Source organism: Streptomyces sp. NPDC058637 (genome assembly GCF_042717325.1).
Classification (GTDB): Bacteria; Actinomycetota; Actinomycetes; order Streptomycetales; family Streptomycetaceae; genus Streptomyces.
This window is the reverse complement of record NZ_JBHXRD010000034.1, coordinates 13982-35215: the sequence shown is the minus strand read 5'-3', so window position 1 is coordinate 35215 and position 21234 is coordinate 13982. Positions and strand designations below refer to the sequence as shown.

Below are 21234 nucleotides of genomic sequence, written 5' to 3'. Positions count from 1 at the left end.
GCCCCGGCAAGCTCGTTGGCACAAGGAACGAACGGACTCCACCGATGGGGGGCGCGAGATGAACACACTGCACAGCACCACCTCAAGCGCAGTTGCCACGCGTCTCCACGACGTCGGCCGGAGCACGGAGAAGTCCGGCGCTCAGGGGGGCGTACGGGGATGCGTCCGTGGCGCCGGGCGTCAGCACTCGTCGTACCTGACGATGGTTGACGCGCCCACGGGGGGAAACGGGGGCCACGGGGGAAGCGGGGCCAACGGGGGAAACGCGTACGGGGAGGTCACGGGGGAGCGGAAGCCCGGGACGCGGACCGAGGACGCCGAAGCGGCGTTCACGGCCTACGTCCAGGAGCGCCGCGCCTCCCTGTACGCGACCGCCTACCACCTGACCGGAGACCGGTTCGAGGCCGAGGACCTGCTGCAGAGCGCCCTCTTCTCGACGTACCGGGCATGGGACCGGATCAGTGACAAGGCGGCGGTCGGCGGATACCTCCGCCGCACCATGACCAACCTGCACATCAGCGCGTGGCGCAGGCGCAAGCTGAACGAGTACCCGACCGAGGAGCTGCCGGAGACGGTGGGCGACACGGACGCGATGCGCGGCACGGAGCTGCGGGCGGTGCTGTGGCAGGCGCTCGCGCGGCTGCCCGAACTCCAGCGCACGATGCTGGTCCTCCGCTACTACGAGGGCCGCACGGACCCGGAGATCGCGTCCATCCTCGACATCAGTGTCGGCACGGTGAAGTCGAGCATCTGGCGGTCGCTCCGCCGGCTGCGCGAGGACCAGGTCCTCAGCTTCGGCCGTGACGAGGAGGAGTCCTTCGGCGAGCTGGTGGCCTGAGGCGTACGGGGGGACGGGGGGACGGGTCGCGGCTTCGGGGGAGGCGGCGACACGGGGGAAAGGCCGCCGCTTCGGGGGAGGCGGCGGTACTGGGGCAGCGCGTGGTGGGGCCGGACAGGCCGGGGGGTCCTGTCCGGCCCCGCCGTGTTGTCCGCGGGTTCCGGGTTCCGGCGGGGCCTGTCAGCCGCGGACCGGCCGCCGCACCGGGGCTCCGCCCCGGACCCCGCTGCTCAATCGCCGGAGGGGCTTGATTCGGCCCGCTCCGAGGGGGTCTGGGACGGGCTTGATTCGGCCCGCTCCGAGAGGGGCTCGGAGGGGCTTGACCAGGTCTGGTCGGACGGGCCTGGTCAGGCCTGCCCGGCCGGGGTTCGGCGGCAGCGGCCCGCTGCCGCCGCTGCCAGGCGGCCCAGGGCCTCGGGCTTTCCGCAGGGGTGGGCGCCCAGGGCCGTCTGGCGGGCCACGATGCGCCGTTCGGCCCGCATCAGGCGCCAGCCCCGCCGGAGCAGGAACGGCACCGACTTGCGGCCCTCGCGCAGATCCCGCACCAGCCTCCGCCGGAACGTCGTCGACGGGCGCCCGCGCAGGCACAGCGCGTCCGCGAGGAGCCCCAGTTCCTGGCAGCGTCCCACGATGTCCGCCGCGAAGATGCCCTCGGCGACGAACAGGGGCGTCCGCTCGATGTCGAGTGCCTCACGGCCGACCCGGGAGCTCGTGGAGATGTCGTACACGGGAACGTTCGTCCGCCCCGTCCGGCACAGCTCGGCGATGGCGGCGACCGCCGCGTCCGCGTCCCAGGACCGCGCCGAGTCCCAGTCGATGTCCGTGCTGCCGGTGACCACGGGCAGCGTCGGGTCGTTTGCCTCCTTGTAGAAGTCGTCCAGGCGCAGCACCGGCAGACCGGTGCGGGCGGCGAGGGACGACTTGCCGGAGCCGGAGGGACCGGCGAGCAGTACGACTCGAGTGGGGATCGGTTGGGAACTCACAGAACAGAAGTGTGAGGCATCGACCCGTGCGGAGGATCCCCGGGAGGCCTTGTTGGTATCGAGCATCACACCTCAACTACTCTGCGCGCACGAATGATTACTCATCCAGCCCGATCAGGTGGGAAAACATGGCACGTCATGCACTGTCCAAGCCCCGGCGTCGCGCGCTGCTGCGCGCCGGTCTGACCCTCACCGCGCTGGGCGCGGCCCTCGGCGCGGGAGGCGCGGTGGCCCAGGCCGCGCCGCTGCCCGTCACCCCGGCCACCGGCGAGGACAGCACCCTCGGGGCGGTCGGCAGCGCGGCGGCGCCCGCGCTGACGAGCGCGCTCGGCTACGGGCTCGCCGGAGCCGTGGCGCCCGTCACCGATCTGCAGCTCGACCCGCTGGCCGGGACGGGCGTCGACCCGCTGGACAACGCGGTGGGCGCCCAGGTCGCCGACTTCAAGCCGGTGACCACGGCGATCGTCACCGACCCGCTGACCAGTGGCGCCGCGCTCGGTGACCTGCCGGTGGTGGGCCAGGTGACGGACCTGATCACCGGCTGACGCCGCGCACACGGCCGCGGGGCCGCCCTCCTACCGGAAGGCGGCCCCGCGGGGCGGACGTGGGGTCAGTACGAGGAGCCGGAGGCTCCCAGGGCGCCTGTGGGGTGCCAGACCGTCTTGGTCTCCAGGAAGGCCGTCAGGCGGCGTGTGCCCGGATCGGCGGTCCAGTCCGCGCCGTCCACAGCCTGTGGACGATCGGCGCCGTGCGCTTCCTTCCCGAGGTGGTCGCGGGAGACGGGTGGGCGAAGAACCCGCTTCAGGTTGTCCGCCGCCGCGATCTCCAGCTCCTTCGCCAGCTCGGTGTCCCCTGCGGCGCCCGTGAGGTCGATGGCGTTGACGTCCTGGTGGGACGCCAGCGGCGCCGCGAGCTCAGCCGTCCTCCCCGACAGGATGTTCACCACACCGCCCGGCAGGTCCGACGTGGCCAGCACCTCGCCCAGTGAGAGCGCGGGCAGCGGGGCGTCGGCCGAGGCGATGACGACCGCGGTGTTACCCGTGGCGATCACCGGGGCGATCACCGAGACCAGACCCAGGAACGACGACTCCTGCGGGGCCAGGACCGTGACGACACCGGTCGGCTCCGGGGTGGAGAGGTTGAGGAACGGACCCGCGACCGGGTTCGCCCCGCCCACGATCTGGCCGATCTTGTCGGTCCAGCCCGCGTACCAGACCCAGCGGTCGATCGCGGCGTCGACGACGGCCGCCGCCTTGGACTTCGACAGCCCCTCGGCGTCCGCCACCTCCCGCACGAACTGCTCCCGGCGGCCCTCCAGCATCTCGGCTACGCGGTAGAGGACCTGGCCGCGGTTGTACGCGGTCGCGCCCGACCAGCCGCCGAACGCCTTGCGCGCGGCCACGACCGCGTCCCGGGCGTCCTTGCGGGAGGACTGCGGGGCGTTGCCCAGCCACTTGCCCTTGGAGTCGGTCACCTCGTACACCCGGCCGCTCTCGGAGCGGGGGAACTTGCCCCCGACGTACAGCTTGTAGGTCTTGAAGACGCTCAGTCGCCCGTCAGACATCGAGGTAGGCCTCCAGACCGTGGCGGCCGCCTTCGCGGCCGAAGCCCGACTCCTTGTATCCGCCGAACGGCGAGGTCGGGTCGAACTTGTTGAACGTGTTGGCCCAGACGACGCCCGCCCGGAGCTTGCCGGCCACCGCGAGGATGCGGGAGCCCTTCTCCGTCCAGATGCCCGCCGAGAGGCCGTACTGGCTGTTGTTGGCCTTGGCGACCGCCTCGTCCGGCGTACGGAAGGAGAGCACCGACAGGACCGGGCCGAAGATCTCGTCGCGCGCGACGGTGTGCGCCTGCGTGACGTTGGTGAACAGCGTCGGGGCGAACCAGTAGCCCGCGGACGGCAGCTCGCACGGCGCGGACCAGCGCTCGGCGCCCTCCGCCTCGCCGGTCTCTACGAGGGCGGTGATCCGGGAGAGCTGCTCCTCGGAGTTGATCGCGCCGATGTCGGTGTTCTTGTCCAGCGGGTCGCCGAGGCGGAGCGTGGACAGGCGGCGCTTCAGCGAGTGCAGCAGCTCGTCCTGGACCGACTCCTGGACGAGGAGCCGCGAGCCCGCGCAGCAGACCTGGCCCTGGTTGAAGAAGATCCCGGTCACGATCCCCTCGACGGCCTGGTCGATGGGCGCGTCGTCGAAGACGATGTTGGCGCCCTTGCCGCCCAGCTCCAGCGTGGCCTTCTTGCCCGTGCCGGCGATCTGGCGGGCGATGGCCTTGCCGACCGCGGTCGATCCCGTGAAGGCGACCTTGTTGACGTCGGGGTGCTCGACGAGGGCCGAGCCCGCGTCCCCGTAGCCCGTCAGGATGTTGACGACACCCTTGGGCAGGCCCGCCTGGCGGCAGATGTCCGCGAAGAAGAGCGCGGACAGCGGGGTCGTCTCCGCCGGCTTCAGCACGACCGTGTTGCCGGTGGCGAGCGCCGGGGCGATCTTCCACGCGAGCATCAGGAGCGGGAAGTTCCACGGGATGATCTGGCCGGCCACACCCAGCGGGCGCGGATTCGCCCCGTAACCGGCGTGGTCGAGCTTGTCGGCCCAGCCCGCGTAGTAGAAGAAGTGCGCGGCGACCAGCGGGAGGTCCGCGTCGCGGGTCTCCCTGATCGGCTTGCCGTTGTCCAGGGTCTCCAGGACGGCCAGCTCGCGCGAGCGCTCCTGGATGATCCGGGCGATCCGGAAGAGGTACTTGGCGCGCTCGGAACCGGGCAGCGCCGACCACTTCTCGAACGCCCTGCGGGCGGCCTTCACGGCGCGGTCCACGTCCTCGGCGCCGGCCCGGGCGACCTCGGAGAGCACCTCCTCGGACGACGGGCTGACCGTCTTGAAGACCTGGCCGTCGGCGGCCTCGGTGAACTCGCCGTCGATGAACAGGCCGTACGAGGGGGCGATGTCGACGACGGAGCGGGACTCCGGAGCCGGTGCGTAGTCGAATGCAGATGCCATGGGGATCAGTCCACCGTCACGTAATCGGGGCCGGAGTAGCGGCCGGTGCTGAGCTTCTGGCGCTGCATCAGCAGGTCGTTCAGCAGGCTGGAGGCGCCGAAGCGGAACCAGTGGTTGTCCAGCCAGTCCTCGCCCGCGGTCTCGTTCACCAGGACCAGGAACTTGATCGCGTCCTTGGTGGTGCGGATGCCGCCCGCGGGCTTCACGCCGATCTGCACACCGGTCTGCTCCCGGAAGTCACGCACGGCCTCCAGCATCAGCAGGGTGTTCGCCGGGGTGGCGTTGGTCGCGACCTTGCCGGTCGACGTCTTGATGAAGTCCGCGCCCGCCAGCATCCCGAGCCAGGAGGCCCGCCGGATGTTGTCGTACGTGGACAGCTCACCGGTCTCGAAGATCACCTTCAGCCGTGCCGGGCCGCACTCGGCCTTCACGGCGAGGATCTCCTCGTACACCTTCAGATAGCGGCCGGAGAGGAAGGCGCCGCGGTCGATCACCATGTCGATCTCGTCGGCACCGGCGGCCACGGCGTCGCGGACGTCCGCGAGCTTGACGTCCAGCGCGGCACGCCCGGCGGGGAAGGCCGTCGCGACGGACGCCACCTTCACCCCGGAACCGGCCAGCGCCGCGGCGGCGGTCGCCGCCATGTCCGGGTAGACGCAGACGGCCGCGGTGCGCGGGGTCGTACGGTCGGTCGGATCGGGGTTGACGGCCTTGGCGGCGAGAGCCCGGACCTTGCCCGGGGTGTCCGCGCCTTCCAGCGTCGTCAGGTCGATCATCGAGATGGCGAGATCGATGGCGTACGCCTTGGCGGTCGTCTTGATCGATCGGGTGCCGAGGGAGGCGGCGCGCGCTTCGAGGCCGACGGTGTCGACACCGGGCAGCCCGTGCAGGAAGCGGCGCAGCGCACTGTCGGACGCCGTCGCGTCGGCGAGAGGGGCCCCGCCCTGCTCGAACGCCGCTGAGCGCTTGGGGGAAGGTGCAGTGGTGGGCATGGTCACCACATGAGCATATCTACGCGCGTAGCGACCTGTACAGGGCCCTGCCCGATTCCGCGCCTCCCGCAGGCCGTCCGATGGCTCCCGGGCGGGCGCCCCGCCACCGCACGGGCCCGTCAGGCAGAATCGGAACCATGACGAGCCCCACACCCCCCGCCGAGCCCGCCTACGCCGACCGGACCTTCCGTTCGGTCCCCGGGCTGGTCAGCGGCGCGCTGCTGATCCTCCTGGTCGGCTGGATCGGCGGCGACGCGGTGTTCCGGGGCAACGGGTGGGTGCCGTGGCAGGCGCTGGCCGCCCTGCTGGCCCTGGTCCCGCTGATCGTGGCGTTCACACTGCGGCCCGCGGTGTTCGCCGGCGAGGAGCGGATCCACATCCGCAACCCGTTCCGGACGATCGTGCTGCCCTGGACCGACGTCGCCGACGTACGGGCCTCGTACTCCAGCGAGGTGTTCACCCAGGACGGCAGGAAGTACCAGCTGTGGGCGGTGCCGGTGTCGCTGCGCGAGCGCAAGCGGGCCGCGCGGAAGGCCGGCCAGGCCGCGCACGACGACCCGTACGGCCGCACCTCCGCACACGTCGACGTCCGTGACACGCACGCCCGGGTCGCCGCCGCCGACCAGGCGGTGGGCGACCTGCGGGAGCTGGCCGAGCGTGCCGCGAGGCGCACGGAGCCCGGCACGACCACGGCCTCGGTGCGCTGGGCGTTCGAGGTCATCGCCCCGGCCGTCGTCGGCGCGGTGCTGTTCGTGGTGCTGTTCGCGATCGGCTGACCATCACACCGCTCGTACCCCGCGCACACCCGCGACGCCCTCGGCCAGACCGAGGGCGTCGCGGTGTATGCGGTGTGCCCTAGGGGCTACATCCCGCAGCCGAACCCCTTCCCCGCGATGTCCCTGTACGACAACGTCCTGGCGGGCCTGAAGCTGAACGGCGTCAAGGCGTCCAAGGACGGCCGCGACGACCTCGTCGAGGAGTGCCTCACCAAGGCGGGCCTCTGGAAGGAGGTCAAGGACCGGCTCCGGCAGCCGGGCGGCGCGCTCTCCGGAGGCCAGCAGCAACGGCTGTGCATCGCCCGCTCGCTGGCCGTGCGCCCCCGGGTCCTCCTGATGGACGAGCCGTGCTCGGCCCTCGACCCGACCTCCACCCGGCGCATCGAGGAGACGATCCACGACCTGAAGGAGGAGGTCACCATCGTCATCGTCACGCACAACATGCAGCAGGCCGCCCGCGTCTCCGACAGCTGCGCGTTCTTCCTCGCCGAGCAGGGCACCCCGGGCGTCATCGTCGAGCACGGGCCGACGGACGACATGTTCAACGCACCCCAGGACTCCCGTACCTCCGACTACGTGAACGGCCGCTTCGGATGACGCCCCGCCGGTCCGCCGCACCCGCGGCCGCCGTGGCGCTGCTGCTGGCCCTCGTCGCCGGCTGCGGTGCGGGGAGGGCGCCCGGGGGTGCGGAGGCGGGGCCGGCCCCCGTGCGTTCGTCGGCGGCCCCGTCCGGCGTGCCCCCGGCACCCCGGCCCGCAGCCGCCCCCGAGACCCCGGCGACGAAGCCGCCCGCCGCCCCGCCGCGGTCCTCGCCCGCCCCGGCAGGCCCCGATCTCTCCCGTACCGCCGCTCCGGCCCCCGCGAAGACCACGGACAGCACTCCTTCCACGGCCCGCACCCCGACCACCCCCACCACCCCGGAAGGAACCACCCCGGAAGGAACCCCCTCGCCCACCCCGGGCGACGACGCGTCTACCAGCGCCACCGCCACCGTCCTGCGGATAGGAGACTGGTCCGCGAAGGTCGTCCGCGGCGGCCGGGACGCCGTCGACGCCTGCCGGAACGCCGTGCAGTGGTCCGGTCCGGCGTTCGGCTCGGAGAACGGCCAGGCGATGCGCACGATCGTCGTCGTCGGCCACGACCACTGCGGTTTCCAGCAGTTCGCGATGCTTCCGGTCGGCACCGTCGTCACGGTCGAGACACCACGCGAGACCCTGCGCTACCGCGTCTACACCCGCTACCTCACACCCGGCCGCGGCACCCCCGCCCACGGCCTCTACTGGGGCGACCTGACCCTCCAGTCCTGCGTAGGCCCGGACACAGGCTTCACCTACCTCACCCGCACCTGAGCGGTCTCGGTCGGTGGGAGCGCAGGGACCGGGAAATGCCGCCGAACCGGACAGATGTGGGCCCCCGCGCTCCCACCGACGCTGGGTGCGCGGGGGTCAGATGCCGGCGGCGGTGGCCAGGTCCTGCTTGAGGGTGCTGAGGAGGGTGGCGGCTTCTGCGCGGGTGGTGGCAAGGGACTCGAGGGCGGGGACCGGGAGGACCACCTCCAGGTAGCACTTGAGCTTCGGCTCGGTGCCGCTCGGGCGGACGATCACCCTCGCCCCCGTCAGGTGGTAACGCAGGCCGTCGGTGGGCGGCAGGAGCTCCGTGCCCCGCGACAGGTCCTCCGTCGAGATGACGGTCAGGCCCGCCAGGGAGGTCGGGGGCTTGTCGCGCAGCCGCCGCATGGCGTCCGCGATGACCGTCAGGTCCTCGACCCGGACCGACAGCTGGTCCGTGGCGTGCAGCCCGTGCTCGACGGCGAGGTCGTCGAGCAGGTCGAGGAGGGTGCGGCCCCGCTCCTTGAGCACCGAGGCCAGCTCCGCGACCAGCAGGGCGGCGGTGATGCCGTCCTTGTCGCGTACGCCCTCCGGGTCGACGCAGTAGCCCAGCGCCTCCTCGTAGCCGTAGCGCAGACCCTCGACGCGGGCGATCCACTTGAAGCCCGTCAGCGTCTCCTCGTGGCCGACACCGGCCTTCTCGGCGATCCGGCCGAGCAGGGACGACGACACGATCGACTCGGCGAACACACCCGTGACCCCACGGGACACCAGGTGGGCGGCGAGCAGTGCGCCGACCTCGTCGCCGCGCAGCATCCGCCAGCCGGCCGGGGCCGACTCGTCGGGGACGGCGACGGCGCAGCGGTCGGCGTCCGGGTCGTTGGCGATCACGAGGTCCGGGGCCGCCCGGCGCGCGGTCGCGAAGGCGAGATCCATGGCGCCGGGCTCTTCCGGATTGGGGAAGGCGACGGTGGGGAACGCGGGGTCGGGGTCCGCCTGTTCGGCCACGAGCACGGGCGCGGGGAAGCCGGCCCGCGCGAAGGCGGCCGTGAGGACGGAGGTGCCGACGCCGTGCATCGCCGTGTAGACGGTGCGCGCGGTACGGGGGGAGCCGGGGCTGAGGACGGCGTCCGTACGGGCCAGGTAGGCGTCCAGGACCTCGTCGCCGAGGGTCTCCCAGCCGGACTCCGGGCGCGGTACGCCGTCGAGCGGCCCGACGGCCGCGATCTCGGCGGCGATCTCCGCGTCGGCCGGGGGCACGATCTGTGAACCGTCACCCAGGTAGACCTTGTAGCCGTTGTCGCGCGGCGGGTTGTGGCTGGCCGTGACCTCCACACCCGCGACGGCCCCCAGATGCCGTATGGCGTACGCGAGGACGGGGGTCGGCAGCGGGCGGGGGAGTACGGCCGCGCGCAGCCCCGCGCCCGTCATCACCGCCGCCGTGTCCCGGGCGAAGTCGGCCGACTTGTAGCGGGCGTCGTAACCGATGACGACGAGCCCGCCGGACTCACCCCGCGCCTTCAGGTACGCGGCCAGGCCGGCGGCGGCGCGGATGACGACCGAGCGGTTCATCCGCATCGGCCCGGCGCCGATCTCGCCACGCAGACCGGCCGTGCCGAACTGGAGCGTGCCCGCGAAGCGGTCCTCCAGCGCGCCGAGGTCCGCGGCGTCGATGAGCCCGGCGAGCTCCTCACGGGTTTCGGGGTCCGGGTCCTCGGCCAGCCAGGTCCTGGCACGGGCGATGAGGTCCTGCTGCACGGTGTCCGCCTCTCGGGGGTACGGGTGGGTGGGGGAGCCGGGTGTGAGCGGGCCGCGCTCCGTCACCCGTGCGCTCAGATCCGGTCCAGCACCCGGGCCAGCAGTGCGCCCATCCGGGTGGCGGAGTCGCGGCCGGCCCGGAGGACCTCCTCGTGGTTGAGGGGCTCGCCGCTCAGACCGGCGGCCAGATTCGTGACCAGGGAGATGCCGAGGACCTCGGCACCCGCCTCGCGTGCCGCGATGGCCTCCAGCACGGTGGACATGCCGACGAGGTCGCCGCCCATGACACGGACCATGTTGATCTCGGCCGGGGTCTCGTAGTGCGGGCCGGGGAACTGCACGTACACGCCCTCTTCGAGGGTCTCGTCGATCTCCTTGCACAGCGCGCGCAGGCGCGGCGAGTACAGGTCGGTCAGGTCGACGAAGTTGGCGCCGATGATCGGCGACGCCGCCGTGAGGTTGATGTGGTCGCTGATGAGTACCGGCTGTCCGGGGCGCATGCCCTCGCGCAGCCCGCCGCAGCCGTTCGTCAGGACGACGGTCCCGCAGCCCGCGGCGACGGCCGTACGGACGCCGTGGGCGACGGCGGCGACACCGCGGCCCTCGTAGTAGTGCGTGCGGCCGAGGAAGACCAGGGCTCGCTTCTCGCCGATCAGGTACGAGCGGACCGTGCCGCCGTGCCCCTCCACGGCGGGAGCCGGGAACCCGGGCAGCGCGGTCACCGGGAACTCGGCCTCCGGGGCGCCGAGCGCATCGCCCGCGGGGGCCCACCCGGAGCCCATCACGAGGGCGACGTCATGGGTCTCGGCGCCGGTCAGCTCGCGCAGGCGGGCGGCGGCGTCGGCAGCGGCGGCCAGCGGGTCGCCCTGGATGTGGTCCGGAATAACAGATGCGTTCACGCGGATGAGGGTAACCGGTGATTCCCTACGCGCGTAGATGTGCAGGTGCGGAGTCTGGCCTGTCGTATTCGTACTTTCGTACAGAAGTGACGTGCGGGGGTGCTCAGCAGGGGCGCTTGCGGAGCCCCATCACGTAGTCGTGGGGCGCCCCGGCGGACTCGGCGGCGTCCGCCACCTCGCCCAGATAGCGGGCCGAGGGCAGCCCGCCCTCGTAGCCGTTCAGCACGTACATCCAGGCCGGTTCCTCGCCGTCCAGGGTGTGCACGCGCACCCGCATCCGCCGGTAGATGTCGAGGCCGACACCCTCCCAGCGGTCCATCGAGTCCTCGTCCATCGGCGCCAGGTCGTACAGCGCCACGAAGACCTGGGAACGGGGCGCCTCCACCACGGTGGCCAGCGCGCCCTCCCAGCCCATCTGCTCCCCGCCGAACGTCAGCCGCCAGCCGTTGAGCCAGCCCGTGCCGCGCAGCGGGGAATGCGGTGCGCGGCGCGTCATCAGCCGCGCGTCGAGGTTGCCGGCGTACGCGGCGTAGAGCGACATGGGGTCGAGGGTACGGGAGGTGACGGGGAACGCGCCGATTCTTCCGGTGAGGAAGGCCCCGGTCGGGACCCCGTGGAGGCTCCCGGGGCCCGGCCCCGGGCGGGCGCGTTCCCGTATGGAGGGCCCCGGGGCGAAGCGGCTTGGCGCGTGCGGGACAATGAATTACGTACTGCATACGCCGGGGCGATCCCCCGGACCCCCGGCCGGGGCGGCAGACGGCCGTGGGATGACACCACGCGAGGCGGACTTTTCGTGACCCGGATCGTGATCATCGGCGGCGGCCCCGGCGGCTACGAGGCGGCACTGGTGGGCGCCCAGCTCGGCGCGGAGGTGACCGTCGTCGACTGCGACGGCCTCGGCGGCGCGTCGGTACTCACCGACTGCGTTCCCTCGAAGACCCTGATCGCGACGGCCGAGGTGATGACCACGTTCGACTCCTCGTACGAGGAGCTCGGCATCATCGTCGCCGACGACACGCCACACCTGGAGCAGGCGGCCCGGGTGGTCGGCGTGGACCTCGGCAAGGTCAACCGGCGGGTCAAGCGCCTGGCGCTCGCCCAGTCCCACGACATCACCGCCTCCGTCACCCGGTCCGGTGCCCGGGTCATGCGCGGGCGCGGGCGGCTCGAAGGGCTCCAGGCCGCCGACGGCTCCCGCCAGGTCGTGGTGACCGCCGCCGACGGCACCGAGGAGCGGCTCACCGCCGACGCGGTGCTGGTCGCGACCGGAGGCCGGCCCCGGGAGATCCCGGACGCCCAGCCCGACGGCGAGCGCATCCTGAACTGGACCCAGGTCTACGACCTGAACGAGCTCCCCGAGGAGCTCATCGTGGTCGGCTCCGGCGTGACCGGCGCCGAGTTCGCCGGTGCCTACCAGGCACTCGGCTCGCGCGTCACCCTCGTCTCCTCCCGCGACCGGGTGCTGCCCGGCGAGGACCCGGACGCCGCCGCCGTCCTGGAGGACGTCTTCCGGCGCCGCGGCATGAACGTCATGGCCCGCTCCCGCGCCCAGTCCGCCAAGCGCGTCGGCGACCGCGTCGAGGTCACGCTGGCCGACGGCCGGGTCATCTCCGGTACGCACTGCCTGATGGCCGTCGGCGCGATCCCGAACACCGCGGGCATGGGCCTGGAGGAGTCCGGGGTCCAGCTCAAGGACTCCGGCCACATCCGCACCGACCGGGTCTCCCGCACCAGTGCCCCCGGCGTGTACGCGGCCGGCGACGTCACCGGGATCTTCGCCCTGGCCTCGGTCGCCGCGATGCAGGGCCGGATCGCGATGTACCACTTCCTCGGTGACGCGGTCGCCCCGCTGGACCTGAAGACCGTCTCCTCGAACGTCTTCACCGACCCCGAGATCGCCACGGTCGGCTACAGCCAGGCCGACGTCGACGCCGGCAAGATCGACGCCCGCGTCGTGAAGCTGCCGCTGCTGCGCAACCCGCGCGCCAAGATGCTGGGCATCCGGGACGGCTTCGTCAAGATCTTCTGCCGTCCGGGCACCGGCATCGTGGTCGGCGGCTGTGTCGTCGCGCCGCGGGCCAGCGAGCTCATCCACCCGATCTCGATCGCCGTCGACAACAATCTGACGGTGGAACAGATCGCGAACGCGTTCACCGTGTACCCGTCCCTGTCCGGATCGATCGCCGAAGTGGCACGGCAGTTGCACACCCGTAAGCGGGCCGGGGACGCGTAACCCTGACCGACGGCCCGCCAGAAACGGTCAATTGCCGGTCGAACGCGGCGAATCGGGTGGTCCGGCAGGGCGTCCGTCCGCCGTCCGGACACGCGTGAACATCGCATGAACAACAACGGGGTCTCCTATATCACTGGGGGACCCCGTGTGCGTACAACTTCTGTTATTCGGCGCAAACTGCTGAAAAGGAACCGACGGCCAGGTTACTGTCAGTTTCGTGTTCGCTGCAGAACGTCGTCAGTTGATCCTCGAAATGGTGCGCGCCAACGGGGCGGTATCGCTCCGTGAGCTCGCCCGCGTCGTCCAGACCTCCGAAGTGACCGTACGGCGGGACGTGCGTGCGCTGGAGGCAGAAGGACTCCTCGACCGCCGGCACGGCGGTGCGGTTTTGCCGGGCGGTTTTACGCGGGAGTCCGGCTTTCCGCAGAAATCCCATCTCGCCACCGCGGAGAAGACGGCCATCGCCGACCTGGCCGCCGACCTCGTCGGCGAGGGCGAGGCCATCGTGGTCGGCGCCGGAACGACCACGCAGGAGCTGGCCCGCCGGCTCGCGCGTGTCCCCGGCCTGACCGTGGTCACCAACTCGCTGCTCGTCGCCCAGGCGTTGGCCCATGCCAACCGGGTGGAAGTGGTGATGACCGGAGGCACCCTGCGCGGGAGCAACTACGCGCTCGTGGGCAGCGGGGCCGAGCAGTCCCTCCAGGGGCTGCGGGTGTCGCGGGCGTTCCTCTCCGGGAGCGGGCTGACCGCGGAGCGCGGGCTGTCCACGTCCAACATGCTCTCCGCGAGCGTCGACCGGGCGCTGGTGCAGGCGGCGGCGGAGGTGGTGGTCCTGGCGGACCACACCAAGCTCGGCTCCGACACCATGTTCCAGACGGTGCCGACGGAGCTCATCACCCGCCTGGTGACGGACGAACCACCGGCCCACGACGAGCGGGCGGCCACGGAGCTGCAGGCTCTGGCGGACCAGGGCGTCGAGATCACGGTGACGGGGCCGGACGCTGAGTCCGCGGGCGGTGACGGTGCTCCGGGGCACCGGCCCCGGAGAGAGATGCCGCTGCCCGGTCAGCGGCGCACCCAGCCGGGCGGGCACGGGGGGCCCGGGGGCCTCGGGCCGCAGCTGCGGAGTGCGGCGGCGCTGACGGAGGGGTCGGCCGAGCGGGGGCGGGTCGCGGATCTGCGGCGGCGGTAGGGGCTTTTCGGGGCTCCGCCCCGGACCCCGCTCCTCAATCGCCGGAGGGGCTTGATCTGGGCACCCCGGGGCCCGTTGCTCAATCGCCGGAAGGGCTTGGGGTGGGCACCCTGGTCAGAGGGTTGCCTTCAGACCCTGGAGGGTCAGGAGCAGGAGGCGGTCGGCCAGTTGCGGATCCGTGGGGGACTGTTCCGCCGCCAGGGCGATCGCGTTCGTCAGTTGCAGCAGGTCGTCGATCGAGACGTCCGCCCGCACCGAACCGCTCGACTGCGCCCGCTCCAGCAACCGCGCCCCCGCCTGACGCAGCGGTACATGGCACTGCGTCAGCGCCGAGGTCTCGTCCCCCGAGGCCGACATGAGGGCCTGGGCCAGACCGCGGTACTCACCCGCATGTGTGACGATCGCACCCAGCCACTCCACCAGCGCCGCGCACGGCCGCTCCGCCTCCGCCAGTTCGCGGGAGCGGGTGAGCAGTGCGGCCAGGGCCTCCTGGAACACCGCGTTCATCAGCGCGTGCCGGTTCGGGAAGTGGCGGTACAGCGTGCCGATGCCCACCCCCGCGTGCCGGGCGATGTCCTCCAGCGAGGCATCCGTGCCGTGTGCCGCGAACGAGGCACGGGCCTCGCTCAGCAGCCGGTCGTAGTTGCGGCGCGCGTCGGCGCGCATCGGCCGCGTCGGTGTCGGTGCCGTGCTCATCGCCATCGCGCTGCCCTCCTGGTGGTCCGTTCGGGTCCAGGATGCCACCGAGGGCCCCGGCTCTGTCGGCGCGGAGGTGCGCGGACAGGGCCGGGGCCCTCGGGAGGCGTGCTGCGTCAGTCCTTGATCTCGCAGATCAGGGCACCGGAGGAGACCGAGGTGCCGACCTCCGCGGTCAGGCCCTTGACCGTGCCGGAGCGGTGCGCGTTGAGCGGCTGCTCCATCTTCATGGCCTCCAGGACGACGACGAGGTCGCCCTCCTTGACCTCCTGTCCCTCCTCGACCGCGATCTTGACGATCGTCCCCTGCATCGGGGAGGCGAGGGTGTCGCCGGAGGCCGCGGAGCCGGCCTTCTTCGCCGCGCGGCGCTTCGGCTTCGCACCGGCCGCCAGGCCCGTACGCGCCAGGCTCATGCCGAGCGAGGAGGGCAGGGAGACCTCCAGGCGCTTCCCGCCGACCTCGACGACGACCGTCTCGCGGCCGGTCTCCTCGTCCGCGTCCACGTCCGTGGGGACGGTGAAGGGTTTGATCTCGTTGACGAACTCCGTCTCGATCCAGCGGGTGTGCACGCGGAACGGGTCCGCGGTGAACGCCGGGTCGACGACGACCGCGCGGTGGAACGGGATGGCCGTGGCCATGCCCTCGACGTCGAACTCGCCGAGCGCGCGCGCCGCGCGCTGCAGCGCCTGCTCACGCGTCGCACCGGTCACGATCAGCTTGGCCAGCAGGGAGTCCCACGCCGGGCCGATCACCGAACCGCTCTCGACGCCCGCGTCCAGACGGACACCGGGGCCGGTCGGCGGGGCGAACGTGGTGACGGTGCCGGGGGCGGGCAGGAAGCCGCGGCCCGGGTCCTCGCCGTTGATCCGGAATTCGAACGAGTGGCCGCGCACGGCCGGGTCGCCGTAGCCGAGCTCCTCGCCGTCCGCGATGCGGAACATCTCGCGTACGAGGTCGATGCCGGTGACCTCCTCGGTGACCGGGTGCTCCACCTGGAGGCGCGTGTTGACCTCCAGGAAGGAGATCGTCCCGTCCGTGCCGACCAGGAACTCCACGGTGCCCGCGCCGACGTAACCGGCTTCCTTCAGGATCGCCTTCGACGCCGCGTACAGCTCGGCGTTCTGCGCCTCGGAGAGGAACGGCGCCGGGGCCTCCTCGACCAGCTTCTGGTGGCGGCGCTGCAGCGAGCAGTCACGGGTGGAGACGACGACCACGTTGCCGTGGGTGTCGGCCAGGCACTGGGTCTCGACGTGCCGCGGCCTGTCGAGGTAGCGCTCCACGAAGCACTCGCCCCGGCCGAAGGCCGCTACGGCCTCGCGGACCGCGGAGTCGTACAGCTCCGGGATCTCCTCCAGCGTGCGGGCCACCTTCAGGCCGCGGCCACCGCCACCGAAGGCGGCCTTGATCGCGATCGGCAGGCCGTTCTTCTCGGCGAAGTCGACGACCTCGGCGGAGCCGCTCACCGGGTCCGGCGTGCCGGCCACCAGCGGGGCGCCCGCGCGCTGCGCGATGTGACGGGCCGCCACCTTGTCGCCCAGGTCACGGATGGCCTGCGGCGGCGGGCCGATCCAGGTAAGACCCGCGTCCAGCACGGCCTGGGCGAACTCGGCGTTCTCCGACAGGAAGCCGTAGCCGGGGTGGATCGCGTCCGCCCCCGAGTCCTTGGCCGCCTGGAGCACCTTCGCCATGTCCAGGTAGCTGGCGGCCGGGGTGTCACCGCCCAGAGCGAACGCCTCGTCGGCCGCGCGGACATGCAGAGCGTCCCGGTCCGGATCGGCGTAGACGGCTACGCTCGCAATTCCGGCATCCTGGCAAGCCCGAGCAACGCGGACAGCGATTTCGCCACGGTTGGCGATGAGCACCTTGCGCACGATGACTCCCTCCTTGAGAACAAGCTGAGTTTAGGGACAACCGACACGCACGTACGACCCGTCCCCAATGGTGAACTTGCCCACACGGAGTGTGATTCGAGGCTTGCTCGAGTCGCGAAATCCCTTGTCGCACCACGGTACGCCGCGATCCTTAACCGCACAGTAGCCACGAGGTGTGGTCCAAGTCTCTGTTCGTACGGTCAACGCCGCGCGGCGTTTCTTTGTGGACTCCCTACCAACGGTCGCTGGAATCTTTGCCTGCGACACGAGGGGGACGCGAGCCCGGCGCGATCCGGGTGTGGCAGGGGAGCGGGTCGTGCGCGGGGAGCGCACGGGGGAGCGCGACCTCTTGTACGAAGCGTTACCCGTTAGTAGGGTCCGCGCTGTCCGGACGTACTGCAGGTAACAGGGGGTGGCGCCGTGGTGCGCAGACCGGTGGCCGTGCTGACCGCGATCGTGCTGTTCGGGGAGGCCGTGGGCATCGTGCTCGTCAACGCCGTCCTCGCGACGGTCGTCGACAACCAGAACATGTCCCTGGCCGGGATGGATCCCGGCGTCATGTCCACCGGCACCTGGGTGATGGGCTTCGCCTCCGGCCTCCTCCTGCTGCTGTGCGGCCTGATACCCCTGCTGGCCGGCATACGCGACCGGGCGCCGGGCCGGTACGGCAGGATCGCCCTCATCGGGTGCGCGGTCGTGCACGGGGTGCTCGGCGCGCTCGCGGTGGGGCTGGTCGGCTGGACGGCGTTCGCGGTCATGATGGTCGTCCTGGCACTGATCGTGCTGACCCTGGTGACGTACGGGCGGCGCGAGCCGGGGGCGCGGGCACCCGGCGAGGACGGGCACGGCAGAGGTGCCGAAGCCGGAGCTCCGGCACCCGCGTGACACGGTCGTCCCTCAGACCCACAACTCGGTGACGGAGATGCCCAGTTCGCCGAGCAGCCGGCGCAGCAGCGGCAGCGAGAGCCCGATGACGTTGCCGTGATCGCCCTCGATCGCTTCGACGAAGGGTGCCGAGCGGCCGTCCAGGGTGAACGCGCCCGCCACATGGAGGGGCTCGCCCGACGCGACGTAGGCCGCCACCTCCGCGTCGGTCGGCTCGCCGAACCGCACGGTCGTGGACGCGGTCGCCGACACCGTACGGCCCGTCGCCGTGTCGATCACGCTGTGCCCCGTCCGCAGGACGCCCGCGCGGCCGCGCATGGACTTCCAGCGTGCCGTGGCCTCCTCGCTGTCGGCGGGCTTGCCGAGCGCCTCGCCGTCCAGTTCGAGCACCGAGTCGCAGCCGATGACCAGGGCGCCGGCGGCCTCCGGACGTGATGCCACGGCGGCGGCCTTGGCCTCGGCCAGGACCAGCGCGAGCTCGGCGGGCGTCGGGGCGGTGAGCGCGTCCTCGTCCACGCCGCTGACGATCACCTCGGGGGCGAAGCCGGCCTGGCGCAGCAGGCCGAGACGGGCGGGGGAGGCGGAGGCGAGCACGAGGCGGCGCTGATCAGTCATACCGGTCATCGTAGGCGGGGCCGGACGGGCCCAGGTGCCTCAGCGGATGCCCAGGACGAACATCGCCACGACCATGGCCAGCGCGAGCAGCAGTCCGGCGCGACGCAGCATGTCCTGGGCGTCGCGCAGTTCCTTCGGCGGCTTGTTCTCGGGATCGGACCACAGCATGTGTCCGATGGTGCTCCGGGCAGGGCCGCGGCGCCTGAGTACGCGTACTCAGGCGCCGCATCCGTGCCACTCGGCGCTTCCCGTCACACCGGCCAGTACGTCCGTGCCCAGGACCGGGGGCCCGGTTGCCGCGTCCCGGCACGGGCGATACGGCCGGGGTCCGACCACTGCTCGGGCGGCAGCGGAGCGCCGGACGGCACGGCGGCGGCAGCCGCCGCACGTGCCCGCACCACCGCGAGGGCAGCGGCCAGTTCCTCCGGGGTCGGATTGCCCCGGACAACCTTGATCATGATGCCTCCCGGTGGTCAGAGGGGGATGTTGCCATGCTTCTTCGGCGGCAGCGACGCGCGCTTCGTACGCAGCTGGCGCAGCCCCTTCACGAGGTGTGCCCGGGTCTCGGACGGCATGATCACCGCGTCGACGTAACCCCGCTCTGCCGCGACGTACGGATTGAGCAGGGCGTCCTCGTAGTCGGCCATCAGCTCGGCCCGGGTGGCCTCGGGGTCGTCGGCGGCGGCGATGGTGCGGCGGTGCAGGATGTTCACCGCGCCCTGCGCGCCCATGACCGCGATCTGCGCGGTCGGCCAGGCCAGATTCAGGTCGGCGCCCAGGTGCTTGGACCCCATGACGTCGTACGCGCCGCCGAAGGCCTTGCGGGTGATGACCGTGATCAGCGGGACGGTCGCCTCCGCGTACGCGTAGATCAGCTTGGCGCCGCGGCGGATGATGCCGCCGTACTCCTGGTCGACACCCGGCAGGAAGCCGGGGACGTCGACGAAGGTCAGGACCGGCACGTTGAACGCGTCGCACGTACGCACGAAGCGTGCGGCCTTCTCGCTGGCGTCGATGTCCAGACAGCCGGCGAACTGCATCGGCTGGTTGGCGACGATGCCGACCGGGTAACCCTCGACGCGGCCGAAGCCGGTGAGGATGTTCGGCGCGAACAGCGCCTGCGTCTCCAGGAACTCGCCGTCGTCGAGCACGTGCTCGATCGCGGTGTGCATGTCGTACGGCTGGTTCGCCGAGTCCGGGATGAGGGTGTCCAGCTCGCGGTCCTCGTCCGTGGTCTCCAGGTCGGCCTCCTCCGGGAAGGCGGGCGCCTCCGAGAGGTTGTTCGACGGGAGGTAGGACAGCAGGGACTTGACGTACTCGATGGCGTCCTTCTCGTCGCCCGCCATGTGGTGCGCCACACCCGAGGTGGTGTTGTGCGTGCGGGCGCCGCCCAGTTCCTCGAAGCCGACGTCCTCACCGGTGACCGTCTTGATGACGTCGGGTCCGGTGATGAACATGTGCGAGGTCTGGTCGACCATGACCGTGAAGTCGGTGATCGCGGGGGAGTAGACCGCACCGCCCGCGCACGGTCCGACGATCAGCGAGATCTGCGGGACGACACCCGAGGCGTGGACGTTACGGCGGAAGATCTCGGCGAACAGACCGAGGGCCGCCACGCCCTCCTGGATGCGGGCGCCGCCGCCGTCGTTGATACCGATGACCGGGCAGCCGGTCTTCATCGCGAAGTCCATGACCTTCACGATCTTCTCGCCGTAGACCTCACCCAGCGACCCGCCGAAGATCGTGAAGTCCTGCGAGTACACGCAGACGGGCCGGCCGTCGACCGTGCCGTAGCCGGTGACGACACCGTCCCCGTACGGGCGGTTCCTCTCGATGCCGAAATTGGTCGACCGGTGCCGTGCGAACTCGTCGAGCTCCACGAAGGAACCCTCGTCGAGCAGGAGATCGACGCGCTCACGGGCGGTCAACTTGCCCTTCGCGTGCTGCTTTTCGACGGCGCGTGCGGAACCTGCGTGCGTCGCCTCGTCAATACGGCGCCGAAGGTCCGCGATCTTTCCGGCGGTCGTGTGGATGTCGCTCTGCGGCTCGGACATCGGGTGGCGGCTCCCTGCCTGGTCACGGGGACGGCTGGTACATCCGGTACATCAAGTGACGCGCTGGACCGGTGTGTGCTCGACGGCCAGCGGCTCGTCGGCGGTGTTGCTACTGATCCGTAGCGTATCGGCGGGGATACGGTTCGGCAGTGCGTCGTTGGCCACACCTAATGTGGGTTGTATGACACCTCCGGATGCGCCCCACAACCGCTGGTCGGACCTCGACAGGCCGCCCCTGAACGCCGCCGCGCTGCGACGCGGGCTGCTGAAGCCGGGTGGGCTGTGGACCTCGCTCGACATCGTGGAGTCGACCGGATCCACCAACTCCGACCTCGCGGCCCGGGCCGCCGGCTCGGCCGGGGGCACGGTCCTGGTCGGGGGCACGGTCCTGGTCGCCGAGGAGCAGACCGCGGGCCGGGGCCGCCTCGACCGGAGCTGGACGGCGCCGCCGCGCTCCGGCCTCTTCCTCTCGGTCTACCTGACCCCCGGCGACGTACCCGCCGAGCGCTGGGGCTGGCTGCCCCTGCTGGCGGGGGTAGCCGCCGCCACGGGGCTCGCACAGTCGGCCGGCGTCGACATGGCACTGAAATGGCCCAACGACCTCCTGGTGACCGTCGACGGCACGGAACGCAAGACCGGCGGCATCCTCGCCGAGCGCGCCGGGGACGGCGTCGTCATCGGCATGGGCATCAACGTCTCGCTGCGCGCGGCCGAGCTGCCCGCCCCCCACGCCGGCTCTCTGGGCCTCGCCGGAGCGGTCTCCACCGACCGCGAGACACTGCTGCGGGCTGTCCTGCGCTCGCTGGAGGAGTGGTACGGGCGGTGGCGCGAGGCCGACGGCGACGCCGCCGCGAGCGGCCTCCGGACGGCCTACGCGGCGGGCTGCGCCACGCTCGACCGCACGGTGCGGGCCGAACTGCCGGGAGACCGGTCCGTCGTCGGCGAGGCCGTCGCGATCGACGGGGACGGGCGGCTGGTCCTGGCCACGGGCGGCGGGCTCCAGGAGCCCGTCTCGGCCGGCGACATCGTGCACCTGCGGGGCGCCGGGGGCGGGCTGACCTGATCCGGGGCGGCGCGGGCGCGCGTCCGGCGGCCGTCCGGCGCCGGACGGCCCGCACGGA

21 protein-coding genes and 1 pseudogene are annotated in these 21234 nt (G+C 71.9%); 9 read left to right on the top strand and 13 right to left on the bottom strand.

The window, feature by feature from the left end; translation table 11 throughout:
* Window positions 1–58: 58 nt before the first annotated feature.
* Entirely contained in the window at window positions 59–838 is a 780-nt protein-coding gene (locus tag ACFWVP_RS28225; RefSeq protein WP_384500781.1) for a SigE family RNA polymerase sigma factor, read from the top strand.
* Between the two features lie 347 nt (window positions 839–1185).
* Here the strand turns inward: ACFWVP_RS28225 and ACFWVP_RS28220 are convergent, their stop codons facing one another.
* Entirely contained in the window at window positions 1186–1887 is a 702-nt protein-coding gene (locus ACFWVP_RS28220) for a uridine kinase (protein ID WP_384500780.1), read from the bottom strand.
* A 62-nt stretch (window positions 1888–1949) separates the two neighbouring features.
* Here ACFWVP_RS28220 and ACFWVP_RS28215 point away from each other — a divergent pair, with 62 nt between their 5' ends.
* Window positions 1950–2366 (top strand): hypothetical protein, encoded by a 417-nt coding sequence (locus ACFWVP_RS28215; RefSeq protein ID WP_384500779.1) that lies wholly within the window; start codon window positions 1950–1952, stop codon window positions 2364–2366.
* Window positions 2367–2431: 65 nt separating this feature from the next.
* Here the strand turns inward: ACFWVP_RS28215 and ACFWVP_RS28210 are convergent, their stop codons facing one another.
* The 3 genes from ACFWVP_RS28210 to deoC are packed head-to-tail and all read right to left on the bottom strand — an operon-like array spanning window position 2432 to window position 5806.
* Window positions 2432–3385: an aldehyde dehydrogenase family protein gene (locus tag ACFWVP_RS28210; protein WP_384500778.1), complete on the bottom strand. Its 954-nt coding sequence runs from the start codon at window positions 3383–3385 to the stop codon at window positions 2432–2434.
* On the bottom strand, window positions 3378–4814 hold the full coding sequence (locus ACFWVP_RS28205; RefSeq protein WP_384500777.1) for an aldehyde dehydrogenase family protein: 1437 nt from the start codon (window positions 4812–4814) through the stop codon (window positions 3378–3380). The genes ACFWVP_RS28210 and ACFWVP_RS28205 overlap by 8 nt, the downstream gene beginning before the upstream one ends.
* A gap of 5 nt (window positions 4815–4819) precedes the next feature.
* Window positions 4820–5806, bottom strand: coding sequence for a deoxyribose-phosphate aldolase (gene deoC / locus ACFWVP_RS28200; RefSeq protein WP_384500776.1), 987 nt, complete (start codon window positions 5804–5806; stop codon window positions 4820–4822).
* Window positions 5807–5943: 137 nt separating this feature from the next.
* Here deoC and ACFWVP_RS28195 point away from each other — a divergent pair, with 137 nt between their 5' ends.
* The 3 genes and pseudogenes from ACFWVP_RS28195 to ACFWVP_RS28185 all read left to right on the top strand — a co-directional run bounded on the left by ACFWVP_RS28195 (window position 5944) and on the right by ACFWVP_RS28185 (window position 7931).
* Window positions 5944–6582: a PH domain-containing protein gene (locus tag ACFWVP_RS28195; protein WP_384500775.1), complete on the top strand. Its 639-nt coding sequence runs from the start codon at window positions 5944–5946 to the stop codon at window positions 6580–6582.
* Between the two features lie 96 nt (window positions 6583–6678).
* Window positions 6679–7179 (top strand): annotated as a pseudogene (locus ACFWVP_RS28190) (phosphate ABC transporter ATP-binding protein); the annotation flags it as partial.
* Window positions 7176–7931 carry a hypothetical protein gene (locus ACFWVP_RS28185; RefSeq protein WP_384500774.1) on the top strand — a complete coding sequence of 252 codons (756 nt, stop codon included), beginning with the start codon at window positions 7176–7178 and terminating at the stop codon, window positions 7929–7931. The pseudogene ACFWVP_RS28190 and the gene ACFWVP_RS28185, both read left to right, overlap by 4 nt.
* A 96-nt stretch (window positions 7932–8027) precedes the next feature.
* Here the strand turns inward: ACFWVP_RS28185 and ACFWVP_RS28180 are convergent, their stop codons facing one another.
* From ACFWVP_RS28180 to ACFWVP_RS28170, 3 genes are all read right to left on the bottom strand, one after another.
* Window positions 8028–9668, bottom strand: a complete 1641-nt coding sequence (locus ACFWVP_RS28180; RefSeq protein ID WP_384500773.1) for a phospho-sugar mutase — start codon at window positions 9666–9668, stop codon at window positions 8028–8030.
* A gap of 74 nt (window positions 9669–9742) precedes the next feature.
* On the bottom strand, window positions 9743–10567 hold the full coding sequence (locus ACFWVP_RS28175) for a purine-nucleoside phosphorylase (RefSeq protein ID WP_384500772.1): 825 nt from the start codon (window positions 10565–10567) through the stop codon (window positions 9743–9745).
* Window positions 10568–10670: 103 nt separating this feature from the next.
* Window positions 10671–11108 (bottom strand): gamma-glutamylcyclotransferase, encoded by a 438-nt coding sequence (locus ACFWVP_RS28170; protein ID WP_028439081.1) that lies wholly within the window; start codon window positions 11106–11108, stop codon window positions 10671–10673.
* A gap of 252 nt (window positions 11109–11360) precedes the next feature.
* Between ACFWVP_RS28170 and ACFWVP_RS28165 the strand changes: the two genes are divergently transcribed.
* Complete coding sequence (locus tag ACFWVP_RS28165) at window positions 11361–12800, top strand: NAD(P)H-quinone dehydrogenase (RefSeq protein ID WP_384500771.1); 1440 nt, start codon at window positions 11361–11363, stop codon at window positions 12798–12800.
* A gap of 217 nt (window positions 12801–13017) precedes the next feature.
* Window positions 13018–13992, top strand: coding sequence for a DeoR/GlpR family DNA-binding transcription regulator (locus ACFWVP_RS28160; protein ID WP_384500770.1), 975 nt, complete (start codon window positions 13018–13020; stop codon window positions 13990–13992).
* A 114-nt stretch (window positions 13993–14106) separates the two neighbouring features.
* On the opposite strand, the gene ACFWVP_RS28155 is transcribed toward ACFWVP_RS28160, so the two are convergent.
* Together ACFWVP_RS28155 and ACFWVP_RS28150 are read right to left on the bottom strand one after the other, a co-directional pair.
* Window positions 14107–14694 carry a TetR/AcrR family transcriptional regulator gene (locus ACFWVP_RS28155; RefSeq protein ID WP_384500769.1) on the bottom strand — a complete coding sequence of 196 codons (588 nt, stop codon included), beginning with the start codon at window positions 14692–14694 and terminating at the stop codon, window positions 14107–14109.
* A gap of 110 nt (window positions 14695–14804) precedes the next feature.
* Entirely contained in the window at window positions 14805–16559 is a 1755-nt protein-coding gene (locus ACFWVP_RS28150; RefSeq protein WP_384500768.1) for an acetyl/propionyl/methylcrotonyl-CoA carboxylase subunit alpha, read from the bottom strand.
* A 420-nt stretch (window positions 16560–16979) separates the two neighbouring features.
* Between ACFWVP_RS28150 and ACFWVP_RS28145 the strand changes: the two genes are divergently transcribed.
* Complete coding sequence (locus ACFWVP_RS28145) at window positions 16980–17444, top strand: hypothetical protein (RefSeq protein ID WP_384500767.1); 465 nt, start codon at window positions 16980–16982, stop codon at window positions 17442–17444.
* Window positions 17445–17456: 12 nt separating this feature from the next.
* Here the strand turns inward: ACFWVP_RS28145 and ACFWVP_RS28140 are convergent, their stop codons facing one another.
* The 4 genes from ACFWVP_RS28140 to ACFWVP_RS28125 form a co-directional block, all read right to left on the bottom strand.
* Entirely contained in the window at window positions 17457–18068 is a 612-nt protein-coding gene (locus tag ACFWVP_RS28140) for a nucleoside triphosphate pyrophosphatase (protein ID WP_384500766.1), read from the bottom strand.
* Between the two features lie 30 nt (window positions 18069–18098).
* Entirely contained in the window at window positions 18099–18227 is a 129-nt protein-coding gene (gene mmpB / locus ACFWVP_RS28135; RefSeq protein WP_356737633.1) for a morphogenic membrane protein MmpB, read from the bottom strand.
* Between the two features lie 83 nt (window positions 18228–18310).
* The gene (locus ACFWVP_RS28130; protein ID WP_384500765.1) at window positions 18311–18517 is read right to left on the bottom strand and encodes an acyl-CoA carboxylase epsilon subunit; all 207 of its coding nucleotides are present in this window, start codon (window positions 18515–18517) and stop codon (window positions 18311–18313) included.
* 15 nt (window positions 18518–18532) lie between these two features.
* Entirely contained in the window at window positions 18533–20113 is a 1581-nt protein-coding gene (locus tag ACFWVP_RS28125) for an acyl-CoA carboxylase subunit beta (protein WP_384500764.1), read from the bottom strand.
* 181 nt (window positions 20114–20294) lie between these two features.
* Between ACFWVP_RS28125 and ACFWVP_RS28120 the strand changes: the two genes are divergently transcribed.
* Window positions 20295–21176, top strand: a complete 882-nt coding sequence (locus ACFWVP_RS28120; RefSeq protein ID WP_384500763.1) for a biotin--[acetyl-CoA-carboxylase] ligase — start codon at window positions 20295–20297, stop codon at window positions 21174–21176.
* Window positions 21177–21234 lie beyond the last annotated feature (58 nt).